This window comes from Streptomyces sp. NPDC107546 (assembly GCF_055639175.1).
Window position 1 is genome coordinate 18,551 of sequence record NZ_JBVKBA010000031.1, and the last position, 18,495, is coordinate 37,045.

The 18,495-nt window shown below is 69.3% G+C and carries 12 protein-coding genes and 2 pseudogenes; 5 read left to right on the top strand and 9 right to left on the bottom strand.

What is annotated here, in order from left to right; all coding sequences use genetic code 11:
* Positions 1-14 precede the first annotated feature (14 nt).
* The 3 genes and pseudogenes from ACZ7L1_RS31575 to ACZ7L1_RS31585 form a co-directional block, all read right to left on the bottom strand.
* The gene (locus tag ACZ7L1_RS31575) at positions 15-1,379 is read right to left on the bottom strand and encodes an alkaline phosphatase (RefSeq protein ID WP_471442000.1); all 1,365 of its coding nucleotides are present in this window, start codon (positions 1,377-1,379) and stop codon (positions 15-17) included.
* Positions 1,380-1,539: 160 nt separating this feature from the next.
* The gene (locus tag ACZ7L1_RS31580; protein ID WP_471442002.1) at positions 1,540-2,790 is read right to left on the bottom strand and encodes an MFS transporter; all 1,251 of its coding nucleotides are present in this window, start codon (positions 2,788-2,790) and stop codon (positions 1,540-1,542) included.
* Positions 2,787-3,951 (bottom strand): annotated as a pseudogene (locus ACZ7L1_RS31585) (PLP-dependent cysteine synthase family protein). The gene ACZ7L1_RS31580 and the pseudogene ACZ7L1_RS31585 overlap by 4 nt, the downstream one beginning before the upstream one ends.
* Before the next feature lie 872 nt (positions 3,952-4,823).
* Between ACZ7L1_RS31585 and ACZ7L1_RS31590 the strand changes: the two are divergent.
* Positions 4,824-5,093: a hypothetical protein gene (locus ACZ7L1_RS31590; protein WP_471442004.1), complete on the top strand. Its 270-nt coding sequence runs from the start codon at positions 4,824-4,826 to the stop codon at positions 5,091-5,093.
* A 413-nt stretch (positions 5,094-5,506) separates the two neighbouring features.
* Here the strand turns inward: ACZ7L1_RS31590 and ACZ7L1_RS31595 are convergent, their stop codons facing one another.
* Together ACZ7L1_RS31595 and ACZ7L1_RS31600 are read right to left on the bottom strand one after the other, a co-directional pair.
* Complete coding sequence (locus ACZ7L1_RS31595; protein ID WP_471442006.1) at positions 5,507-5,998, bottom strand: hypothetical protein; 492 nt, start codon at positions 5,996-5,998, stop codon at positions 5,507-5,509.
* A 35-nt stretch (positions 5,999-6,033) separates the two neighbouring features.
* Entirely contained in the window at positions 6,034-12,297 is a 6,264-nt protein-coding gene (locus ACZ7L1_RS31600) for a DNRLRE domain-containing protein (RefSeq protein WP_471442078.1), read from the bottom strand.
* 362 nt (positions 12,298-12,659) lie between these two features.
* Between ACZ7L1_RS31600 and ACZ7L1_RS31605 the strand changes: the two are divergent.
* Positions 12,660-13,263 (top strand): annotated as a pseudogene (locus tag ACZ7L1_RS31605) (glucosidase family protein); the annotation flags it as partial.
* Between the two features lie 12 nt (positions 13,264-13,275).
* Here the strand turns inward: ACZ7L1_RS31605 and ACZ7L1_RS31610 are convergent.
* Complete coding sequence (locus tag ACZ7L1_RS31610) at positions 13,276-13,806, bottom strand: hypothetical protein (protein WP_471442084.1); 531 nt, start codon at positions 13,804-13,806, stop codon at positions 13,276-13,278.
* Positions 13,807-14,039: 233 nt separating this feature from the next.
* On the opposite strand from ACZ7L1_RS31610, the gene ACZ7L1_RS31615 reads away from it, so the two are divergent.
* The 3 genes from ACZ7L1_RS31615 (at position 14,040) to ACZ7L1_RS31625 (ending at position 15,965) form a co-directional block, all read left to right on the top strand.
* Positions 14,040-14,447, top strand: coding sequence for a PepSY domain-containing protein (locus tag ACZ7L1_RS31615; RefSeq protein ID WP_471442008.1), 408 nt, complete (start codon positions 14,040-14,042; stop codon positions 14,445-14,447).
* Positions 14,448-14,493: 46 nt separating this feature from the next.
* Entirely contained in the window at positions 14,494-15,069 is a 576-nt protein-coding gene (locus tag ACZ7L1_RS31620) for a hypothetical protein (protein WP_471442010.1), read from the top strand.
* A 191-nt stretch (positions 15,070-15,260) separates the two neighbouring features.
* A complete protein-coding gene (locus ACZ7L1_RS31625; protein WP_471442080.1) occupies positions 15,261-15,965 on the top strand; it encodes a response regulator transcription factor in 705 nt (234 codons plus the stop codon).
* Positions 15,966-16,034: 69 nt separating this feature from the next.
* On the opposite strand, the gene ACZ7L1_RS31630 is transcribed toward ACZ7L1_RS31625, so the two are convergent.
* From ACZ7L1_RS31630 to ACZ7L1_RS31640, 3 genes are all read right to left on the bottom strand, one after another.
* Positions 16,035-16,790, bottom strand: a complete 756-nt coding sequence (locus ACZ7L1_RS31630) for a response regulator transcription factor (protein ID WP_471442082.1) — start codon at positions 16,788-16,790, stop codon at positions 16,035-16,037.
* Positions 16,791-16,917: 127 nt separating this feature from the next.
* The gene (locus tag ACZ7L1_RS31635; RefSeq protein WP_471442012.1) at positions 16,918-17,496 is read right to left on the bottom strand and encodes a hypothetical protein; all 579 of its coding nucleotides are present in this window, start codon (positions 17,494-17,496) and stop codon (positions 16,918-16,920) included.
* A gap of 213 nt (positions 17,497-17,709) precedes the next feature.
* Positions 17,710-18,489 (bottom strand): FMN-binding protein, encoded by a 780-nt coding sequence (locus ACZ7L1_RS31640; RefSeq protein ID WP_471442014.1) that lies wholly within the window; start codon positions 18,487-18,489, stop codon positions 17,710-17,712.
* Positions 18,490-18,495: the final 6 nt, after the last annotated feature.

The window sequence follows — 18,495 nt, forward strand, 5'->3', positions numbered from 1 at the left end:
TCGGTTCGCTGGGCTCAGCGCAGGCGCAGGGCCTCGCGGATCGTGGTGAACAGGTCGGTCTGGTTGGTGACGCCGAGGACGCGGTACGCCAGCGGGCCCTGGGCCGCGATGCGGACCTGGGTGCCGGTGTGCTCCTGGGACTGGCCCGGGGTGTTGGTCGAGTAGTTGACCTTCAGCTGCTGGCCCTCGTTGGTGATCAGCGTCGAGGACTGGCCGGGCGGGGTGGCCTCCAGCGGGACGATCTGGCTTGTGTGGCCGTGGTCGGCGGTGGTGACGACGAGGGTGTCGGGGTGCTTGGCCGCGTAGTCGCGGGCGACCTTCACCGCCCGGTCGAAGGCGGCGGTCTCGCCGATCTGGCCGCAGGGGTCGGCGGCGTGGTCCTGCTTGTCGATGGAGGCGCCCTCGATCTGCAGGAAGAAGCCCTGCTTGGAGTGGGCCTGCTTCTGCTTGGCCTCCAGGAGCTGGATCGCCTTGGTGGCGGAGTCCGCGAGGCTGGGGGTCGTGGCCGGGCGGTTCGGGTTGGATGTCATGCAGCGTTGCGGGGCGGTGCCGCCGACCGCGGCCGGCTTGCCGGTCCACTCGACCGGCACGTTGCCGGTGGCGAACAGGCCCAGCACCGGCTTGCCCACCTTCACGTTTGTGAGGCCCACGTTGTCGGTGACGACCTGGTAGCCGAGCTTCTGCGCCTGCTCGGTGACGGTCAGGCCCTTGTACGTGCCGTTGGTGACCTTCTGGTCGAATCGCTGCTTGCCGCCGCCGAAGAGGACGTCGACCTTGTGGTTGACGGACTGCTCGGCGATCGAGCCGGGGCCGCCGGCCGCGAGGGTGTCGGTCGGGCACTTGGCCATGTCGGCCGGTCCCTGGCAGGAGCGGTCGGTGACGTGGGAGGCGAGCACGGCCGGGGTGGCGTCGGTGAGTTCGGCGGTGGTGACGCTGCCGGTGGCGTAGCCGTTCTTCTGCGCCAATTCCAGCAGGGTGGGGACGGCCTTGTCGGTGCCAGGTGTCTTGGAGATGCGGCCGTTGACCGTCTTTACGCCGGTGGCCCAGCCCGTGCCGCTGGCGGCGGAGTCGGTGACGTAGTCCGGGGTGCCGTCGGCGTGGACCGCGTAGGTGGTGTAGGCGCCGGTCAGCGGGAACTTGTCCATGTTCAGACGGCCGCCTGCACCGACGGTGTAGTCGCGGGCGAGGGTGATCTCCGAATCGCCCATGCCGTCACCGATGAGCAGGATGACGTTCTTCGCCTTCCCGCCCTGGATCGCGTTCTTCGCCTGCTCCTTGCTGTCGAAGGCGCCGGCGGCGGTGGTGGCGGCCACGGCGGCCGTGGAGGCGGCGAGCAGCGCGGTGGCGACCGTGAGGTGACGGCGGGAGGGTCTGGCCATCGATACGACTCCTTGAAGCGTCCGGTGTACGGAGCGGGAACCAACGGAGCCAGACCACCAGGTGTTGACAAAGGCAAGGTAAATGACTGGTCGTGAGAATGCATACGGTAGGTAACCTGCGGGAGGCCCGGACCAGGCGGGCCGGGCCTCCTGGCTCGTCTTACGCCGCGACGGGCTGCGGCTGTCGTACCGTCAGGCGTCCCGTGCGGGCCAGGGCGGCAACCGATGCCGCGCACCCCAGCCCTGTAGTGGTCAGGGCGCACCAGGTCAGCCAGAGAGCGTCGTGTCCCTGCGCGAAGTCCCAGAGAGCGCCGGTGGCGAGGTTGCCGAGGGTGACACCGAGGCCGGAGAGGGTGTTGTAGAAGCCGTAATGGGTGGCGACCAAGCGGTCGCCGGACAGGGTGACGACCGTGTCCATCTCGAACGGGTAGACCACCGCGGATCCGGCCGCGAGGAGCACCACGGCCACAACCAGGCAGCCGACCGCCGTGGCGGAGGATCCTCTGGTAGTCAGTGCGAGCGGCAGGAACGCCAGTCCCATGGCGGCCAGTCCCCGTACCAGTGCCTCGGCCGGCTGCCACCGCTGTTTCGCCCAGCCGGTCAGGCGCAGTTGTCCGGCCACGGCCACCGCGGCCGAGACGACGAACAGTCCGCTGGTGGCCGTCGTACCCCGCGGGCCGAGGGCGTCCCCCGCAGCGAGCGGCAGGGCGAGGTAGACCTGGAACGTCAGGACGTAGGAGCCGATCATCGCGGCGGAGAAGAGCAGGAAGGGCCTGTTGGCCGCGACCGTGCGCCACTGCGCCAGTACCCCGTCCCGGCCGGTGGTGGCTGTGCCGTGGTGGCCTGCCGTCAGTGCCCGCAGCTGCAGCAGGGTGAGTCCGGCGAAGATGGCGGCGGCGACGGTGCACACGAGGCGGAAGTCGGCGGCCAGCAGCGCGAGTCCGGCCAGCGGGCCGAGCAGCATGCCGGCCTGGTAGTAGACGTTGAAGGTGGCGAAGGCGTCCACACGGCGCTCCCCGGCCTCGACGGCGAGGTAGGCGCGCACGGCAGGGTTGAACAGGGCTCCGGCGAAGCCGGTGGCGGCGGACGCCGCAATGAGGGTCGGCAGGTTGCCGACCCAGCCGAGCAGGCCGAAACCGACGACGCGCAGCAGGCAGCCCACCACGATCGGGACCTTGTAGCCGAGGCGGTCGGCGATGGTGCCGCCGATGAGGAACATGCCCTGCTGGGAGAAGTTGCGTACGCCGAGAACGAGGCCGACGGCCCAGGCGGCGAGTCCGAGCCCGTCGGACAGGTGGGCGGCCAGGTAGGGCATCAGCATGAAGAAGGCCAGGTTGGTGGCGAACTGGTTCACCATCAACAGCCTCACTACGGGCGGAAAGGAGCGGGTCTGCTGCCACAGGTGCTTCATCGGAGGGCTCCGGCGACTGCGGCTACTTCGGGGACTTCGGCGGGTTCGTGCGTGCCTGTGCTGATGAGGGGGTCGGTGATGCGGGTGCATCGGGTCCAGCGGGTGACGGTGCGCTCCCGGGGATGGGCGATCTCGTCGGGGTCGTCGGCGGGCAGATGCCCGAGGAGATGGTGCTGACGGCAGTAGGTGTCGTCGAACACCGTGCCGACGTAGCGCTGCGGGCCGTCGGGGAAGACGGCGACGATCCGGTCCTCCGGAGGCAGGGTGCGGGCCAGCCAGCGGGAGACGAGGGCGACGGCGCCGACGCTCCAGCCGCCGGTGGCGTAGTGGTCGCGGGCCAGGCGGCGCGCCGCCCACACCGCTTCCGGGGCGGCGACCCAGTGGACCTCGTCGAACAGGTCGTAGGCGACGTTGCCGGGGTGGATGCTGGAGCCGAGGCCGCGCATCAGACGGGGTGCGGCGGGCTGGCCGAAGATCGTCGAGCCGGTGGTGTCGACGCCGACGACCCGGAGGCCAGGGAAGAAGCCGCGCAGTACGGAGGCGATGCCGGCGGAGTGGCCGCCGGTACCGACGGAGACGACGAGGGTGTCGATACGGCCGAGCTGGGCGAGGAGTTCGTGGGCGAGCGGGGCGTAGGCGGCGACGTTGTCGGGGTTGTTGTACTGGTCGGGGCACCAGGCGTCCGGGTAGACGGCGAGCAGTTCCTCGACGCGGTGGCGGCGGGCCTGCTGCCAGCCGCCGTCCGCATGGGGGGCGGTGACGATGTCGACCTCGGCCCCGTACGCGGTGAGCAGGCCGGTCATCAGCGGTTCCATGCCGGGGTCGCTGACCACGGTGACCGGGTGGCCGTAGGTTGCACCGGCCAGAGCCAGACCGAGGCCGAGAGTGCCGGAGGATGACTCGATGATGCGGGCGCCGGGCAGCAGCCGCCCGCGCTCGCGGGCGGCGCGGACCATGTACAGGGCGGTGCGGTCCTTGATGCCGCCGGGGTTGTGACCTTCGAGCTTGGCCCAGAAGCCGCGCCCGGCGGCGGTGAACGGCTCGCCGATCCACAGACGGGGTGTCGCCGACAAGACCGGCAGGGGTGTGCAGGGGGTGTTTGGCGTCGGCCAGTAGCTGCGCCGGAGAAATGGGCGCAGACGTGCGGGCGGGATGGTTCATGGCGTGTCTCTCCTGCGGCCGACGGCATGATCTGCTGTCGGCCGTGTGTGGGAGGGAGGGCGGGGTGATCGGTGGCCGGCCTCCAGGCGGGAGGCACGGAGTGGGCCGATCAGGTCCGCCACACGCCGAATTGAGCCCGTGTCTCCCCTGCGGAAGACTCACCGGGCATGTGAAGCGACAAGGGGGCGGCCCGCAGTAGGGGCCGGGTGAGAGCGCCGGTACCTTCGGCGGGCAGGGAATCCGGGATGCCCTGTGCCACCAGAGCGGTGTCCCGAGGGGAGTGGATCGTTGGTTCGTCCAGGCCCGAGCAGTGCGTCGCGCCACCGTGACGGGAATCTGTCTGCTTCTCGCCGGTCGTCTCCGGAGCGGGCTCTGCGCTGGCGGTTGAGGCCGCCGGGATCGCGTCGACCCGACCGGCCGGTGCCGACGTCGGGCCGTGTGCGCAGGCCAGCATGTGGATGAGGGCGGCAACGAGCACCAGCAGTACCGCTCCGGTGCGTGACACGGAGCGGCTGCTTCGGGAGATCGCAGCAACCCTCATGAGTGCGAACAGTAATCAAGTGAGCACATAAGGTTCTCGTCAAAGCGGGGCGGCAGTGGTCTCATGGCGGGCCGGTTTCCCGTCGCGAATCCCAGGGGGGTTGGGCCTGTCGGCGCGTTGGCGCGGATGGTGCCGTGGGTGGAGTCGTTGCCGGTCTTCACTCCGCGGAGTGACCGGTCCTCGGTCCGAACGGCGCATGAGCGCCCTGCAGAACTGGGCGGACCAGCACAACGCGCACACCGGCCAGCCCGAGCGCGCACCCGCCTCGACCTGAGCCGCGGGTCCGTGTGGCGGGGTCCTGCCGTCCCGCGGACCCGACCGGCCATACGTCGTGAGCAGCCACCCGCGTTCACTCGTACCCCTTCAGTACACCCCGCCCGCCCGCGTGGGCAGGAAGAGCCGACTTGGAGAGGCGACGTGCCACAGCAGCAACCGCGAGAACATATCGCGTGCCCTGTCCACCGCCCGCCTGATGCGCGGCGCCGCGCTCGCTGGCAGCCTGGCCGTCCTCGCCCTGGCCGCGGCGTGCAGCGGCATCGACGACGACGCGGCGGCAGACCGCAAGGTGTCGAAGGTGGCGCCCCCGCCGCCGGAGTGGTGACACCGGCCAAGGTGGAGTCTGCTGGCGTAAGAGGATGCCGTTGATCACTTGCGATGGCTCACCCAACGCCCATCTCGCTGTCCTGGCGAGGGCAGATGCGGCTTCACACGAGCCACTCCGCGTTCGTCAGATCGCCTTGTCCCTTAAAGCGCGAAAACGGCCACGAGACCAAACCCGCTCAGTCACTGATCCGGTTGACAGAACCTAGCGGCGGCACGATCGCAGTGCGGGTGGTGCCAGACGGGGGTCCATCCCCAGCAGTCCGCAGCCGTCAGGATCGCCGCCCAAAGGGAATCAAAAGCGCCTACGAGCCGGCAGAGGGTGCCGCGCACGCGTGCGGCACCCTCTCGGTTCAGACGGATAAGGAGTCGCTTCCCGTCTGAAGAAAGTTATCTACGGCCTCGGCCTCCTTGTCACGTACGGTCGCCGCACTTGAGTTGTGCATCGAGCTGTGCTGCCGTCTTGGGACCGTCGTACGTCCAGTACTGCTCTTCGGGGATATGCGCGCTTTTGACTTTGGGGACGTTGAATGTGTCTCCTGCCCCGTCCTTGGTGCCGGTGTACGTAACGGAGACGTCGAGGTTCGCCGGCAGGATTTTGGGCTGAGTTTCCGGACCCGCCTTCGAGAAATCGTCTGCCTTCCAGAGCGTGACCGCTCCTTGTTCCCCCTCGGGTGTCTTCGGTCCGCTTGCTCGCCACAGCAGCGTGTCGGAGTCGCCGTCGTACACCTCGACGGTCCCGACCTGGTCCGTGGGGCAGGTGGGTGCCTTGACCGAGATGCGGGATCCGTCGATGCGGATACCGACCAGGAGGGGCGACTCAGGGTCGGACATGCTGTAGACGCCGTACACCCAGACACCGACAGCGCTGAGGAGAGCCAGGCCGAGTACCGACCCGAGCAGCACGAAAGGGATCCACTTCGGTCGTTGCCGGGACCGGTTCAGCAGTTGTACCCCCCGTCCCTCCATCCGGCGCGGCGTTCCCAACGGTTGTGACATGGGTTGCTTCCTGCTCTGAGGTACATGTAGGCGAACCGGTATCCGTAGCGCATCCACTGCTGCTTGTGCCTGCGTTCGTGGCGTATGCGGCTGCGGGATGTGTAGCGGTTGCTACTGGTGAAGTAGGTGGTGCCGAGCGTGGTGCCGCCGCGGGCATGGAGGCCGAAGCCCCCGGTGCAGACGCGCATACCGTAGCGGTACCGGCACCGGTAGCCCAGATAGCGGGTCCCGACGTACGCGAGGCCGACTCCGACGATCCGCGCCTGTTGACGGTGCCTCCACCGGTTGTAACCGGCATAGCCGCGGCTGAGGTAGTGCCCGGCCAGCTTCGCTCCGATGCTCCAGTGAAAGCCCCAGAACCTGCCGTCGAGGTCGAAGCGGTTGATGGGATCGCCGCCGCAGTACTCATAGGCGTTCGCCGAGCCGCCGGGCACCGGGTCGATGGACAGGAAGCGGCCGGTGGCGGGGTTGTAGAGACGTACGCCCATGAGGGTGAGGCCGGTGAGGGTCTCGCTGGAGCGCTGCTTGCCGCCGAGCCAGCCGTAGCGGACAGCATCCTGCCCGGTGCGGGGGTTGCCGTACTCGTCGTAGTCGAGGACGGTCGGGGCGATGCTGCTGTCTGTGGGCAGCTCCAGGGCGGTGTCGCCGTGCAGGTTGGTCAGGGTGAGGACGGTGCCACCGGTCTTGGTGGTGGTGGCGGCCAGGTTGCCGTCCAGGCCGTCGATGCTACGGGTCACTGCTCCGGTCGCGGTGTCCTCGACAGTCCAGCGGGGGCTGTCGCTGTCGGAGTCGTAGTGGTTGAGTTTGGAAGCGGTCTGCGTCCAGCTGCCGGAGGCGTTGCTCTCAGTGGTGAAGCCGCGTCGGCGCAGAGCCGAGTCCAGGGTCCAGGTCTGGCGCTGGTTGCCGGCGGTCTGCTGCTGGACGAGGTCGTTGGTGTAGTAGCTGATGGTCGAGCCGGGCAGTGCGGTGGTGCGGCCGAAGGCGTCGTAGGTGTAGCCGCTGTTCACCAGCCGATCGGCGCTGTCGTAGCTGTAGCTGGTGGTGGTCGCTCCGCTGGTGGTGCAGTCCAGGCCGACACCTGCGGTGGCGGTTGCCAATGTCTTGCGGTTGGTGTTCTTGTCGAAGGTGTAGGCGCGGGTGGTGCAGACCGCGTCGGGAGTGGTGTCCTGCACCTGGGAAAGGCGTCCGGCCTTGTCGTAGGCATAGGACTGGGAAGCGGTCACCCCGGGGGTGCCGACGTGGGTGGCCCACTGACCCTGGACGGTTTCGGTGATGCTGTCGGAGACCAGCACGCTGCCGTCGCTGTCGCGGGTGTAAGTGCGGCTCGTCGCGGTGCCGGTGGGATCCTGCTCCTCGGTCATGGTGTAGCCGCCGGGCAGGCCTTCGGTTGCCAGGTCGCCGTCGGCGTCATAGCGGGCGGTGAAGGTGCCGGCGACCGAGTCGGTCATCGACGTGGTCAGACCGCGCGGGTCGATGGCGGTGTCGTAGTTGTAGGTGGTGGTCGACGGCACGCTGTCGCTGACCTTGGTGGGCCGGTCCAGTGCGTCGTACTCGGTGGTCGTGACCGCGCCGTCCGCGTCGGTGTAGGACATCAGGCGGCCGAGCTGGTCATACGCCTTGGTGATCGTCCCGCCGCTGCTGGACGTCTGGGTGACCGCCTGACCGGTAGCGCTGTCATAGCCAGTGGTCACCGCCGGGACGGCCGCACCGAGGCCGCCGGAAACGGTGACCGTGGTCGCCCGCCCCGCGCCGTCGTAGCCGGTCGTGGTCGTGCGGGTGGTGCTGCCCGACGTTTCCGTGACGGTGGTGGGGTTGCCCCACCGGTCGTACTGAGTGGTCGTCGTGGGCAGGGTGCTGGGGTTGGAGCCGCCACCGGTGATGGCCGCAGCCGGCCCGGTCTGGCAGACCGCGTCCGCCCACTCCGGACGCCCGCCGCACGTGCCGGTTCCGTCACCGGTGTAATAGGTGGTGACCGTGGTGCCGGCATCCGTCCCGCTGGAGGCGGGCTGGCTCTTCTTGATCACGCGGCCCTGGTCGTCGTAGCCGGTGGTGGTGGTGATCGCCAACCCGCCCGGGTCCTCCGTGGCGGAAGTCGGCACGCCCTTGACCCAGTCGTACACGGTGGAGGTCACCCGCGCATCGGCCGACAGGTCCGGCCAGGAGCGAACCTGGGCGTCGGCGGTCTGCTTGGTGACCTGGTTTTTGACGGTGGCGGTGCCGTCGGTCGGACGCCCGGTGTCGTACTCCTTCACGGTGTGCTGGCGGGCCATGACCTGGGTGCCGGCCGCGGCCACAGTGGTGGTGCCGCTGGCCAGGTCGCCTGCCAGGGTGACCTGGCGCAGGGGTGCGTAGGTCTCCAGTTCGCGGATGCCGTCGGCACTGTAGACCGAGGTGCTGGAGAGCAGTTGGGCGCGTTCGGCGGAGGCCAGGGCGTTGATGCCCAGGTCGGTGAGCCGGTCCTTCTGGGCCTGGGTGGCGCCCAGGGCGAGCTCGCGGTTGCCCGCGGTCAGGGTGCGGACCGTGTTGCCGAACCGGTCGTACTCGGTCACCGAGATGTGATGGCCGGGGGTGGCCTCGTCGACTTCCTGGCCTGAGGCGTCGAGGTAGTGGATGCCGGCGCGAGTGTAGGCGTCGGCGGGGAGGTCGGAGCCGTTGCTGGACGCGGGCGTCTGGTCGGCGGGGAAGACGGCGGTGGCGTCGGTGGGCAGGTCGCTCTGCCCCCAGGCGGCGACCGCGCTCGCGCTGAGGTTCTCGGGAGCGGTGCTTCCGCTGACCGGCACTCCGTATACGACGGTGGTGGTGGCCGTGCCGTTGGTCTGGCTCGCGCTGCCCGGGATGAGCGTGGCGCGAGACACCTTAAGCAGCATGCCGTCGCCGGCCGCCGGATTCGAGCCAGCCTGGCCGTAGGCGAAGGTCCACGGCAGCTGCCCGGCCGGGGTCAGCGTGGTGACCCGTCCGGCGCTGTCATAGACGTAGGCGGTCTTCAGTGCGGGGCTGATGCGCGGGTCCCACTGCTCGCGCAGCCGGCCTGCGTCGTCGTAGGCGTACTGCGCCACGGCGACCGCGGTAGCGGCGGAGGCGCCGGGGGCGGTGGACCACAGCTTGATCTGGGACACCTGTCCGGCCACGTCCCCGAAGGCGGTGGCGGTGGCGGTGGTGGTCGTCGGGTAGACGAACTCCAGCACCCGGCAGCCCTTGGTCGACGGGTCGGCCTCACAGGCGGCCAGAGTGGTGGCGGAGGTGGGGGTGATGATCCGCTTGGGCCGGGCCAGGGTCTTGCCACCGACGGTGACGGCCTCGGAGACCACCTTGGTGGTGGAGTTGGCCAGGCCGTCGGCCAGCGAGCTGGTCACCGTCCACGTCGTCGCAGCCGAGTCGACCTTGGAGAAGGTCGTCACCGTGCCGTCGGAGTCGGACAGCGTGAAGTCGCCAGAGGTGAAGGAGCCTTTGAGAGTCAGGTCCTCCGACCCGGGCTCGGGCACCCAGCCGGTCTTGGCGGCGTTGGAGGTGAAGTTGATCGTGTCGCCGTCCACGGTGGTCACGTTCAGCGAGGTCGCCGAGGTCTTCACGATCTGCGTGTAGTCGGAGTCGACGTCTTCGGCCGTGGTGCCGGACAGCCACTCCTTGCCGAAGATCGGGACCTGCCCCTCCTGCTTGGCGCCTGCGTCCGGAGTGCGGGAAGAGGCGGTGCGGGTCACCGACGTGCCGAAGAAGGCGGCGTCGGTGTCGGAAAGGGTGTAGTCGCCGGTGAGCAGGTTCACCGAGCCGGGCCCGACGTCCTCGGAGGCCGCGCCGTCGGCGGTGCGGTCGACCACTGCGGTGATCGGGTCCGACGACGTGGCCGCGCTATTCGGGCCGGTGAAGTCGGCCCGCAACTGCACGGCACCGTCGGGGCTGACGGTGGAGGTGGCGTTCCAGGTCAGGGCGGGGCTCTTGCCACTGGTCAGGACGACCGGCCAGCTAGTCAGGGCCTGCCCGCCGGACGTCACATCCGCGGCCGGGATCGGCGTCCAGGTATCCGCATCACCGCGTCGCCAGGAAAAGGTGACCTTGTCGTACTTGGCGGCGTCGGCCTCCGCAGCGAGCGAGACGCGTGCTGCGGTGCGGGTGCCGTCGTCGGGGGCGGTGACGCCGCCCGGACCGACGTGGAAGGTATAGGAGACCGGCTCGGACTTGTTCTCCGCCTTGTCGGTCGCCCGCACCTGCAGCGTGTTGGTGCCGGCCTTGGCCGGTGTCACGGAGAAGGTCACCGGGGTGGTGCCGGAGGTGGCGACCTTGGTCCAGGTGGTGCCGTCCAGCGACCACTCGATGCCGTTCTGATCCCCGCTGGGCGGTGTGACGGTGAACGTGCCCGCCTGCCCGGCGCCCTTGACCCACTGGTCACTGGGGTAGTCGGTGGAGGTCACCGAGGTCGGCGCCGAAGGCGCGGAGGTGTCGACGGTGAAGACCGCGTACGGGGACCAGCCGAGGTTGTAGCTGGTGCCGTCATACGGGGTGGTGCGGAACTTGTAGGTCTTGCCGTTGGCCAGCAGGCCCGCAGGCACGGTCACGGAGGCCGGCTGCCCGGCCGGCACGAATGCTGAGGACAGGTTGGAGCCGACCTGGGTGCCGGTGGCGTTGTCGGCTACCTGGAAGAAACCCTGCACCTTGTCGTTGTTCGGGTCGGCGAAGGTGTCCCGCAGCGTTGGCGTCAGGGTGTTGACGTACCAGGTGCCGCTCGAGTCCTTGAAGAACGGCGGGCCGGCCTGCTGGTCGGTGCCCGTGCGCGGCCGGTAGTTGTAGGTGACGACCAGCTTGGGCGGGTTGGAGGCGGCGTTGGCGGAGTTGACCCGCTTCCACTGCGCGATGACCGACTCGTCCGACGCCCGAAGGCCCATGTTCGAGGTCGCGTTCTTCGCCGACGCCCACGTCTGCGCCAGGTTGGTGACGTCCGCGGTGATCCAGCCGTCCGGCTGCGTCGAGCACCCCGGGTTGCCGGTGGTCGCCGTCGACGTGGCGAACTTCTGGTTCCACGCCGGCTGCGCTGTCCAGCGCGAGGAGGTCGTGGGCTTGCCGGTGTCCCACACCTCCCACGGGTAGGCCTTGCAGTCGGTATTGCCCGAGTGGAAGTTCCACAGCGACAGCGTGGCCTTGGACACCAGCGCATCAGCGAACGGCGCCGTGTTCCACGTGATGAACGAGCGGGCCGTGCGCGGGGTGCCGTCGGCGTTCTTCGTACCGGGGTTGCCCAGGTCCAGCTCGGTGTCCGCCGACCAGTCGACGGTCTCACCCTGCTGCACGTAGGTGTCGAAGACGTTGCTCAGCGCCGCGGTGGAGGGGTCCACCGTGACCGGGAACTGCGTCGCCGCATCGGCGAGGAAGCCTGCGTCCGGGGTGAAGACCAGGTCGATGTCCGAGCCGTGCTGGACAACCTTCAGGCCGACCTTGGCCCGATGGGTGTGCTCCCCGGAGACCTTGTCGGTGGTGGCGTCCCACATCACCGGCGCGGGCATCACCGCCCGCTTCTTGCCGGTCTTGGCGTCGGTGAACACGACGCTGCCGTCGGCTTGCTGCTGCGCTTTCAGGCCCTTGGCCTTCAGCGGCATGGTGTAGGAGTAGCCCTCGGCGGTGGGGCGCTGCTTGATGGTGACGTACTGCTCGAAACCGGTCCGGGTGGCTTCCACCACGACATCCGCGCCGGGCACGGCATCGCGGTAGGTCGCCTGCGGCCCGTCCAGCACGGGTGCGGGCAGGCCTCCCTTCCACTGCAGTTCGACCTGCTCCTGTCCCTGGCCGAGGGTCACCAGGGTGCGCGCCGCGGCCTTGCCGGCCGCCTTCAAGGATGCGGGCCTGGAGCCGCCCTTGCCGCCCAGGACCAGGCCCCGGGGATGAGCGGCGGGCACGATAGTGCCGTCGGCGCGGGCCGCCAGGTTTAGGTCCACGTCGACCCATTTGTCGCCGCGCTTGAACCGCACAGGTCCGGCTGCAAGTTCCGTGGTCAACGACCCATTGGGGTTGACCCACGTCGTGGACGTCTCGGTGCGCTCCGACAGCGCCTCGACCCGCTTGCCCGACAACCGGGCCGCAACCCGTGCCGACGGCAGGTCAGCCGCCTGCGTCGCCCAGTGCTTTGCCGCCTTGGCGGCCGTGACCCCGGACTGGGGTTGGGGTGCGGCGAAGGCCGTCTCGCTGCCCTCGAGGAGCGAGACGGAAACGGCCAAGGCCAGTGAACCGGCTATAGGCGCGGCCACTCTCCGAAAAAGCCCCCGTCGCCACCTGGACGACGGGGGAAGGTGCTGACGCACGCTCAACCTCCTTGTGAAGGCCCTGTGATGGGCCGAGCGGCGAGCATAAGGTGTGAACACGACAAGGAAGAGGGTCAAAAAAGGTAAGTGATCAGTCAATCAGCCCGTTATGTCATGCTTTTTTACTCTGGGTTCTTGATGAAGTCTTTAATGTGCGTCGGGAACTTTCCGCCACCCTTAAATGGCTGACGCGCATCTTGTGAAGTGCGCGAAGGTAGTCACCAGCCGACGTGTCCAACTCGTCGCGCGGGCGCCAGCTGCGGCTCCTCAAGCGCCCCAGGAGACACGACGCCTGGCGCTGGGGCCTCGCTCCGAGGAGGTCGAGCAGCTCCTGCCGCACGCCGAAACGGCGCTGTCCTGGATTCGCGAGCAGAGCGACACGGACGGCGACAGCTTCCTCAAATATGTCGACCAGACCGGCCTGGGCCTGGCCAACCAGGCCTGGAAGGACCACGACGACTCCATCCGCCACCACGACGGCCGCCTCGCCACGCTCCGATAGCCCTGTGCGAGGTAGGTACAGGCATACGCCTACGAGGCAGCACGCGGCGGAGCCGCGCAGCTGCGAGCCTTCGACCGCCCTGGGACCGGCGATGGGAGGAGTGGGCGGAGCGGCTGGCCGAACTCTTCCGCAAACGGTTCTGGCTGCAGGAATCTCACGGCCCCAACCCGGCTGCGGCTCTGGACCATAACAGCCGCCCAGTCGACTCGGTCACCTCTGCCTTCGCGCACGGGCCTCGGCGCGGCGGACGGCCGAGGGGCCGTCCGCTGCGCTACGACTGCGGCACACTCAGCAGCGGCTCAGGAGGCTTCAACCCCTACGGCTACCCCACCGGTTCCAGCTGGCCCCACGACACCGGCATCGCCGTCCACGGCCTCGTCCGGGCCTGGCGTGACGCCTCAGACGTCCCAGCCCACCAAGTTCCCGAACAGCGACGTGATCTCGTTGGGTGCGCCCGCCCCGTAGGCAACCACCATGGACTGGCCGATCGCCACATCCGTTGCGTCGACCCATCCGGACCGGGCCAACCTGGCGTGGAAGCCCCGGATCGCACGGAACGGGTTGTAGGGAGCGAGGGTGCCGTGTGCCTTCGCGATGATCTCTCCGTCCCGGCGCAGCTGTGCGCGGCGCAGCCCGGTGGGCCGCAGTTCGTACGTCCGGTCGCCCACCAGGGCGGTACGGGTACGGCCTTTGCGGCGGGGGTTCCAGCGGTTGCGGCTCGTGGTCGTACAGCGGATCACCTGCTTGTCCATGCTCATGGCGCCGATGTCACGGTCGGGTACGACCGTGAGGACGGGCATCTGCGGCGTCTGCACGGCCACGATGACGCGGGGCCAGTTGCTGTAGCTGATCCGTACTTGTCCGATGGGGCTGTCCGCGGTGCGGTGGTTCGACAGGCGCACCTTGCGTCGTCCGGTGAAGAGGGTCACCACGGCAGGGTAGGCGGGCCGCATCTTGGGTGCCTCACAGCAAGATCGCCCCGGAACGACGCCTCAAGCGAGCTTTACAGAAGCGTTGCGGAAACTTTGGGCAACTGCTGTATCTCCTCTGTCCGTTTGCTGGGCGTCCTCTGGTGGGCGTGTTCCTAGGGTCGTTGCCGTCCCCCGGAGGTTCCGTCCGCGGATCTCCGTACCACTGTCCCCGACTGTTCTGGAGATGTCCTATGCGTGCAACGACCCGTCGCACTGTGGCTGCCCTCCCCGCTGCCGTGCTCATGTTCGCCCTGGTGGCCTGCGGTGGTGGCTCCGACTCAGGCTCCGGCTCCGGCGATTCCAAGGCCGCCGAGCAGCAGTCGGCGCAGAGCGCGGGTGGCGCGGCGGCGGGCCAGGATGCTGACGACAAGACGGAGCCGCCGCTGACCGGTGAGGTGAAGCAGAAGGCGGAGGCGGCGGCTCTCGCCAAGTACCCGGGAACGGTCGTGAAGTCGGAGGAGGACGCGGAGAAGCCCGGCATGTACGCCGTCGAGGTCAAGAAGGCGGACGGGACGTCGGTCGAGGTCTACGTCGACAAGTCCTTCAAGATCACGGGCACCAAGCAGGAGGGCACCGAGGAGAAGGAGAACGCGGGCTGATGCGGCGTCGATGACACCTGACTGGCCGGCCGAAGGGAGAGACACCATGGCGACGGATCCTGTCCGGCTCTCGCCGGGGGGGCTGGAAACGGCAAGCGCCTACGGGGACCGTTATGAGGAGGATTCCTTCGATTACCCTTCAACGGCGCCCGCGCAGCCGGGTGCGGTGGAGGAACCGGTGCCCAGCGGTGAGCATGCGGAAGTCCCTTCCGTAGAGCCGCGTTACGAGTTGGAGGAACAGCAGCCGGGCACGGGCTCTACGGTCCTGGAGCGGCTCGTCGCGGCGCGGCGTCCCGTCCTTCTGACGGTCGCCGCCGGTCTGATCGTCGCGGGTGGTTTCGGTGTCGGCCTGTCGACGATCGGTGACACGGTGCCCTCGAACCCGGCTCCCGGCGGTAATGCCCAGGTCTCCGTGCCCGGATCGCCCACGGCACCACCTTCTGTGCCCAGTGCCTCTGCCCCGGCCTCCGCACCGACCAGTGGCGGCACCGTTCCCGGCAGGTCCGGCGCCTCGGCCACGCCTTCGCAGGTCGCACCGTCGCAGGCCGCAACGCCGGATGGGCGCGGTAGCGGCCAGGGGGACCACGATCGCGAGGACGGTGACCGTTCCGAGGACGGCTGACTCCCCAGGTCCTTCAGTGGCGTCACCGCCTCGCTTTCGCCGTCCGGCCGATTCTTCTCCCGCGTGATCGGCCGGACGGCTTGCCGTGCTCGGCTCGCCGAGCCGTCGCGGTACTTCCCCACTCCTCCGGCATCAGGTGGGTTCCCATGAACGCCCCAGCGCCTCTGCCACAGCTGTGCGAACCTGTCGCCATGCGGCTGCTGTTGATCGAAGATGACGACCGGATTGCGGGCCCGCTCGCGGAAGGGCTGGGCCGCTACGGCTTCACGGTCGACCGGGTGTGCACCGGCGCGGCCGGGCTGGCGGACGGTGGTACCCCGGATCTGGTCCTGCTCGACCTCGGATTGCCGGACATGGACGGTCTGGACGTGTGCCGCGGTCTGCGGGCCCGTTCCGCCGTCCCGATCATCATGATCACGGCGCGGGGTGAGGAGGCTGACCGTATCGTCGGCCTGGAACTGGGAGCAGACGACTATCTTGCAAAGCCGTTCGGCGTACGGGAGTTGGTGGCCCGCATCCGCGCTGTCACCCGGCGCACCGGCACGCTCCCGGCAGTACACGGCGCTGTTGGAACACCGGCCGTACCTGTGCCGGCATCGTCGGAGCAGCAACTGGGATCTCTCCACATCGACCGGCGCACACGCCAGGTCCGGCTGTCGGGGCGCGAGATCGTCCTGACGCCGAGGGAATTCGACCTGCTGACCTATCTCGCCCAGGATCCCGGGGCTGTGCACTCCCGTCAGCAGATCATGGACGCGGTGTGGGATCCGCACTTCTTCGGCCCCACCAAGACTCTGGACGCTCATGTCGCCGCCCTGCGCCGCAAGCTGGGCGATCCGGCGTGGATCACGACGGCGCGTGGCGTCGGATTCAGCCTCACCGTTCCCGTTCAGTAGGCAGCAGAGGCTTCTGCGCAGCATCCGAAGCCGTCTGGCACCGGGTCCAGGAGTGCCGCCCTCGTGCGTTCAGTCGTGCGCGCCGTCGCCGGGGACCGTGAGCCGGAAGCCGATGCCGCGTACGGTGGCGATCCAGGCGGGGTCGCCGAGTTTGCGGCGCAGCGCCGACACGTGCACGTCCAGTGTGCGGGTCGGGCCGAAGTAGTTGGGGTCCCACACCGCGTCGAGGATCTGCTGCCGGGACCAGACGGCGCCGGGGTCGTCGGCGAGCTGGGCCAGCAGGTCGAATTCCTTCGGGGTGAGGGTGAGCGGCTGACCGTTGAGGGTGACGCCCCGGGTGCGCCGGTTGATGGCCAGCGGGCCCAGCTGCTGGACGCCTCGCTCGCCTGGGAGTCGGGTGTGTCCGGTGCCGGGGTAGGACATGGCTGGCGGCGCGGATGTGGTGGTGCTGGTGCTGGGCGGTGCGTGGCGTTCGGGGTGGGTGCGGCGGGTGACGGCCCGGATGCGGGCTACAAGCTCGCGTACGCCGAACGGCTTGGACAGGTAGTCGTCGGCGCCGACCTCCAGGCCCACGACGCGGTCGGTCTCCTCGCTCCTCGCCGTGATCATGATGATGGGCACGGCGGAGCGGGCGCGCAGGGCCCGGCAGACGTCGATGCCGTCCATGTCGGGGAGGCCGAGGTCCAGCAGGACAAGGTCGGCGACCGAGGCCGACAGGGCGGAGGCACCTGTACTCACACGCTCCACGGCGAAGCCGTAGCGGTTCAGGCCCTCCGTGAGCGGGCCGGCGATCCGGTCGTCGTCTTCGACGAGCAGCAGCCGCATGGAGGCGTCGGGCTCATGTCTGGTCGGCTGGTCGGGGCCTTCGCTTACGCCGATCAGCCGCCGGGCTGCGGCGCCGGTCGGTTCCGCCGGAACGACCTGCTCGCCCCCGGCCCTGTACGTGGGATCGCTATTGGTCGTCATGGGTGTGTCCATGGTCGTCTCTGTCGTGTTCGTCGCTGGTGTCGCGGCGTGCGGTGGGGCGTGCGGTGGCGGCCGTCCGGGTGCAGGCCGCCCTTTCACGGGGCTGGGAGTGTATGCCGCGAGCGTCCTCGGACGGGTCGGCGGGGATACGCAAGCGCAGGAGGCGCGGAATGACACGGCCGTGGCGGCGGGCGCTGCCCGGGTGGGAGCCGATGATGCGCTGCCGGCGGGCTTGAAGCGGGGCGATGTGGCGTCCGCGGATCTCGTCGGCGGACGGCTCGGAGCCGCTGACCTCGCCCACCGTCGTTTCCTGCGAGTAGTTGAAGACGGCGAGGGGCGCCGTGGGCACGGACGGGGTTCCGGCCTGGATCAGGGTCGCGTCGTGGGTGCGGGCCGGGGTGAACGAAGCTGCCGGACTGTCGCCGAATAGCGACGCCAGGAAGAGGAAACCTCCCAAAGCGACCGCGGCGAGGACTGCGACGACGAGGGCGGTCGGCCGGACACACAGGGCGCTGCTGCGCTCCGGCTGCGGTGGGAAGAGGGCGCTGTCGGATCCGGGGGACACGGCTTCTCCCTCGCAGGCTTTAAGGGCAGGCGCTCGCCCGCGTAAAGGGACGTGGGCAGATGAGCCGCAGGGGGCGAAGCCGGGGAACGGCAATGACCTTACGGTCGGGCAGGCAGGAGGGCGCCAGAAGCCTGCCAGCACAGTGTTAGGAGACGGCCAATATTCTGACGAGGCTCGGAGTGTGACCTGAGCAGCTGTCTCGTCCCGCTCGGCTCACGCCTTGGCCGCGTCGATGGCGGCCTGCAGCGACTGCTTGTACGAGGCGCTGGTGAAGCTCGCTCCGGACACCGCGTCGATGGTCGCGCTCTGGGCGGCCAGAGCCTCCTGGCGCAGGGCGGGGATGGCCCTGGCGTTGATCTGCGCGCTCCGGGCCGGCGTGGTCGGGAAGCTGGCGGTGATGTCGGTGATGCGGCCGCCGGAGACAGTGATGGTGGTCTGGATGGTGCCGTACTCGTTGCGGGCGGCGAGGCCGCGGAACGTGCCGTTCTTCAGACCGCTGCCGGTGGCCGGGGAGGAGGGGGCCGCAGGCGTGGTCGCTGCTCCGGTGCCGTTGGGGGCCGGGGAGGAACTGCAGGGCGCGCTTGGGGTGCTGGGGGCTGCGGTGTTTGTGGGAGCGGGCGGGGGTGTGGAGGTGCCGGTCGGTGTCGTAGTCGCCGCGTCCGTGGGGGCGGGAGCGATCTGTTCGTCGTCGCCCCCGTCGTCCTGACCGCCGCGGCGGTCGCCGTCGTCGCCTCGGTTGTCCCCGGCTGTCAGGTATGCGGCGGGTTCGACCGCGCCGCCGCCCGTGAACGCGGCAGGGCAGGCGGCGGGGCTGCCGGTGGACGGTGCCGGGGATGCCGGGGTGGCGCCGCTTATCGTCGCCTCGCTTCCCGGCTGTGCCGAGCCGGCCGTGGATGAGGCGTCGGCGCCGGCGGGAGCCATGCCGAGCTTGAGAGCGGTCAGCAGGGCGGTCGCTGCGGCCGTACCGAGGACTGCGGCGGTGGTCTTGCGCATGGGATG

Excerpts from the sequence above, each read along its gene's own strand:
- ACZ7L1_RS31575 (WP_471442000.1), bottom strand. The coding sequence starts at position 1,379 with ATGGCCAGACCCTCCCGCCGTCACCTCACGGTCGCCACCGCGCTGCTC.
- ACZ7L1_RS31580 (WP_471442002.1), bottom strand. The coding sequence starts at position 2,790 with ATGAAGCACCTGTGGCAGCAGACCCGCTCCTTTCCGCCCGTAGTGAGG.
- ACZ7L1_RS31615 (WP_471442008.1), top strand. The coding sequence starts at position 14,040 with ATGCGTGCAACGACCCGTCGCACTGTGGCTGCCCTCCCCGCTGCCGTG.
- ACZ7L1_RS31620 (WP_471442010.1), top strand. The coding sequence starts at position 14,494 with ATGGCGACGGATCCTGTCCGGCTCTCGCCGGGGGGGCTGGAAACGGCA.
- ACZ7L1_RS31625 (WP_471442080.1), top strand. The coding sequence starts at position 15,261 with ATGCGGCTGCTGTTGATCGAAGATGACGACCGGATTGCGGGCCCGCTC.
- ACZ7L1_RS31630 (WP_471442082.1), bottom strand. The coding sequence starts at position 16,790 with ATGCGGCTGCTGCTCGTCGAAGACGACGACCGGATCGCCGGCCCGCTC.
- ACZ7L1_RS31640 (WP_471442014.1), bottom strand. The coding sequence starts at position 18,489 with ATGCGCAAGACCACCGCCGCAGTCCTCGGTACGGCCGCAGCGACCGCC.